Below are 3,338 nucleotides of genomic sequence, written 5' to 3' on the forward strand. Positions count from 1 at the left end.
AGGAACTGCTCCATGCGGGCATGCTGGGGCCGGCCCACCGGCGCCGTCTTGGACGTTCTTGCGCGCCCTCACCCGCGGGCACGCGAACGGGCGCGGCGTCAGCGCCGGTAGGCGCCGGGGGTGGCGGCCACGTGGGCGCGGAACACTCGGTGGAAGTGGCTCTGGTCGGCGAACCCGAGCGCGTGCGCGGTGTCGGCGAGCGGCCTGCCTGCGCGCAGCATCGCCCGCGCGGAGGTGACCCGGTCGTTGTGGCGCCATGAGACAGGGGTGAGCCCGGTGGCCCGCTTCATCGTCCGCACCAGCGCGTACCGGTCCATCCCGGCGACAGCGGCCAGCTCGTCGAGGGCGGGGTTCGACGCGTCCTCGTGCAGGCGGGCGAGCACCGGGCGCAGGCGCTCCAGCAGCGCGTCGTCCGTGGTGGGGGCGATCCGGCGGTGCGGCGGCGTCGTCGCGCAGGCCCCGAGAGCGTGACGGAGCGCCTCCTCGACCAGGGCGCCGTCGACCGGTCTGCCGTCGCCGGGCGCGAACAGCAGGTCCTCCACGGCGCGCACCGGGCGGTAGGCGCCGGGGGCGCGCAGGACGGTGATGCCGGCGAGGAGGGCGTCCGCCCCGGCGGCCAGCAGGCCGGCGACCCAGTCCTGGTCGGCGTGGATCATCCCGTACTCCCAGCGGCCCTGGTCCGGGTTGCACGAGTGCACGTGCCCGGCGGGGATGAGGATCACGTCGCCGGCGGCGAGCGGCACGGGACGGCCGTCCGCGCCGGTGAACGTCGTCGAGCCGGCGTCGATCAGCCCGATCGAGAACCGGTCGTGCGAGTGCGGGCGGTAGCACGCGGCGTCCTGCCAGGACCGCCGCGCCTCCAGCTGCGGCAGCGCCGCGTCGTGCCAGAACTCGCTCATCGACGCCGACCGTACGGCATCGCCGGGCAGGAGCGGCGCGAGGGCCGTCGTGGCGGGCGCCGCCCTCCTGGCGTCCACCCGCTCCTCGAGCGTGCCAGCATGCCCTGCATGACGACGGTGACGCTGCGCCCGATGACCCCGGCCGAGTTCGACGAGTGGCAGGACGCCCTGGCGGCGGACTACGCGGCGGAGCAGGTCGCCGCCGGCCGTTGGCCGTACGAGGGAGCGGTGCGGCGGGCCCGCGACGAGACCGCAGCGCTCCTGCCGCAGGGGCCGGCGACCGAACGGATGCTCGTCAACCTCGCCGTCGACGCCCACGGCGAGCCGATCGGGCGCTCCTGGGTGGCGCTGGACCCGCCGCACGCCACGGCAGGGATCGCGTTCCTCTACGACATCGAGGTCGTGGAGCAGCGGCGAGGCCAGGGCCTGGGGCGCGCGCTGCTGGAGGCGACGGAGGACGCCGCCCGGCAGGCGGGCGCCACCGCGCTGGAGCTGAACGTCTTCGGCCGCAACGCCGCCGCCGTCGCGCTCTACGACTCCGCCGGGTACGCCGTCGTCACGCAGCAGATGCGCAAGGCGCTCTGACGGTTCGGCGGAGGCCGAAGCGTCCCGCCCCGATGCTGGGGTCATGAGCCGGACCGCCGTTTCCTCCGTGCGAGACCCGGGGCCCCAGGGCGCCCCGTCGTCGCACGTGACCATCGACCCACCGGTCCTGTACGTCGGCACCCCGATCGCGCTGGTCACCACGACCAGCCCCGACGGGTCGGCGAACATCGGCCCGATGTCGTCGGCGTGGACGCTGGGGCGCACGGTCGTGCTGGGCTGGGGCACCGGCTCGCAGACCCTCGCGAACCTCGAGCGCGAGGGGGAGTGCGTGGTCAACTTCCCGCACGCCGACCGCTGGTCGCAGGTGGAGGCGATCGCGTTGCTCAGCGGCAGCGACCCGCTCCCGCCGCACAAGGAGGGCCGCTTCCGCAGCGCGGGGGACAAGTGGACCCCGGGCGGCTTCACCGCGCAGCCGTCCACGCTGGTGCACCCGCCACGCATCGCCGAGTGCGCGATCCAGTGCGAGGCGGAGGTGCAGGCGATCCACGCCCCCGCGGGTCCCGACGCCGAGGACTTCCGCATCGTCGAGGTCTACGTGCGCGCGGTCCACGCGGATCGGGAAGTCGTGGACACCCTCACCGGGCACGTCGACACGGGCGCGTGGTCGCCGGCCCTCTACGTGTTCCGCGAGTACTTCGGTACCGGCGCCCGCCTCGGGCGGACCCGGCGCCGCTGACCGTTCCCTGCCGGGTCAGCCGTCCCGGGTGCCGGCCTCGCCGCCGACGGCGGCCACCAGGTGCGCCGCCACGGCGGCGGCGTTGGCGCGCAGGACGTCGGCCGGCACGTCGGGCAGGTTCTCCGCCCAGTCCAGCAGCGGCGACCCGCGGAGCTGCAGCACGCGGGCCGGCCGGCCGAGGAAGGCCAGGTGCAGGTGCGCCCCGCCGTCGCCCCACTTGGCGAGCTGCACGCGGCCCACGCTCGGCAGCGCCTCGACGGCGGCCGACACCGCGACGACGAGCTGCCCCATCTCCGCGGCGAGGTCGGCCGGGACGGTGGGCAGGTCGCAGTGCGTGGCGACGGGCACCAGGGTGAGGAACACGGGCAGACCCTGCTCGAGGTCCGCCGTGAGCACCCATCGCTCGTTGCGCCAGACCCAGCCCGCGAACCGGGCGGTCCGCTCCTCGGGGGTCCCGGCGCACCAGCAGTCGGCGGGGTCCTCGCCGCGCCGCGGCGGCTCGGCGTCGGCCAGCGGGCGCAGGGGCTTCATCCGCAGGGAGTCCACCTCGTAGGGGTAGATGTCCCAGCCGGGCATCTCCTCGACGGCGACAGGCAGCCGCCCGTCCGGGCCGGCGTGCGCGGCGATGCGGGCGTGGTACTCCTCGGCGGACTCAGGGTGCATGCGGCGATCCCACCACAGGCCCGGCGATTCTCGCCGTGACCGTTCTCCGCGCGACACTGGGGGGAGCACTATCTGCCAAGACGAGGAGTACCAGGTGCCCCAGGGAACAGTCCGATGGTTCGACGCCGACCGCGGGTTCGGCTTCATCGACCTCGGGAACGAGGCCGAGGACCTCTTCGTGCACGCGTCCGAGATCGTCGGCGACGACGGGCCGAAGCAGCTCCGCGAGGGACAGACCGTGGAGTTCGAGGTCGGCGAGGGCGACCGTGGCCCGCAGGCGCGGCGCGTCCGGGTCACCGGCGACCGGGCCGCCGACGCCCCCGTGGGGGTGCTCGGCACCGTGAACTGGTACGAGCCGACCAAGGGGTACGGCTTCGTCACGCCCGACGACGGCGGCGTCGAGATCTTCGTGCACAGCTCGGCGATCGTCGGGGGCGGCGTGATCGCGGAGGGCCAGCGGGTCGCGTTCATGGTCGTCGAGGGGGAGAAGGGTC

The 3,338-nt window shown here is 75.0% G+C and carries 5 protein-coding genes; 3 read left to right on the top strand and 2 right to left on the bottom strand.

What is annotated here, in order from left to right:
• Positions 1 to 98: 98 nt before the first annotated feature.
• Positions 99 to 899 (bottom strand): AraC family transcriptional regulator, encoded by an 801-nt coding sequence (locus tag ACFWEK_RS20175; protein ID WP_430555196.1) that lies wholly within the window; start codon positions 897 to 899, stop codon positions 99 to 101.
• Between the two features lie 108 nt (positions 900 to 1,007).
• Between ACFWEK_RS20175 and ACFWEK_RS20180 the strand changes: the two genes are divergently transcribed.
• Both ACFWEK_RS20180 and ACFWEK_RS20185 read left to right on the top strand, forming a co-directional pair.
• Entirely contained in the window at positions 1,008 to 1,484 is a 477-nt protein-coding gene (locus ACFWEK_RS20180) for a GNAT family N-acetyltransferase (RefSeq protein ID WP_430545982.1), read from the top strand.
• 43 nt (positions 1,485 to 1,527) lie between these two features.
• A complete protein-coding gene (locus ACFWEK_RS20185) occupies positions 1,528 to 2,181 on the top strand; it encodes a flavin reductase family protein (protein ID WP_430545983.1) in 654 nt (217 codons plus the stop codon).
• A gap of 15 nt (positions 2,182 to 2,196) precedes the next feature.
• On the opposite strand, the gene ACFWEK_RS20190 is transcribed toward ACFWEK_RS20185, so the two are convergent.
• Entirely contained in the window at positions 2,197 to 2,844 is a 648-nt protein-coding gene (locus ACFWEK_RS20190; protein WP_430545984.1) for a hypothetical protein, read from the bottom strand.
• 94 nt (positions 2,845 to 2,938) lie between these two features.
• Here ACFWEK_RS20190 and ACFWEK_RS20195 point away from each other — a divergent pair.
• Positions 2,939 to 3,338, top strand: a 400-nt coding sequence (locus tag ACFWEK_RS20195; RefSeq protein ID WP_430555197.1) for a cold-shock protein, incomplete at its 3' end; no start/stop codon positions are given.

The sequence above is a fragment of the Isoptericola sp. NPDC060257 genome, from assembly GCF_042726645.1.
In the GTDB taxonomy this organism is placed as follows: domain Bacteria; phylum Actinomycetota; class Actinomycetes; order Actinomycetales; family Cellulomonadaceae; genus Isoptericola; species Isoptericola nanjingensis.

Coding starts and splice junctions, on each gene's coding strand:
- ACFWEK_RS20180 (WP_430545982.1), top strand. CDS start 1,008: ATGACGACGGTGACGCTGCGCCCGATGACCCCGGCCGAGTTCGACGAG.
- ACFWEK_RS20190 (WP_430545984.1), bottom strand. CDS start 2,844: ATGCACCCTGAGTCCGCCGAGGAGTACCACGCCCGCATCGCCGCGCAC.
- ACFWEK_RS20185 (WP_430545983.1), top strand. CDS start 1,528: ATGAGCCGGACCGCCGTTTCCTCCGTGCGAGACCCGGGGCCCCAGGGC.
- ACFWEK_RS20175 (WP_430555196.1), bottom strand. CDS start 899: ATGAGCGAGTTCTGGCACGACGCGGCGCTGCCGCAGCTGGAGGCGCGG.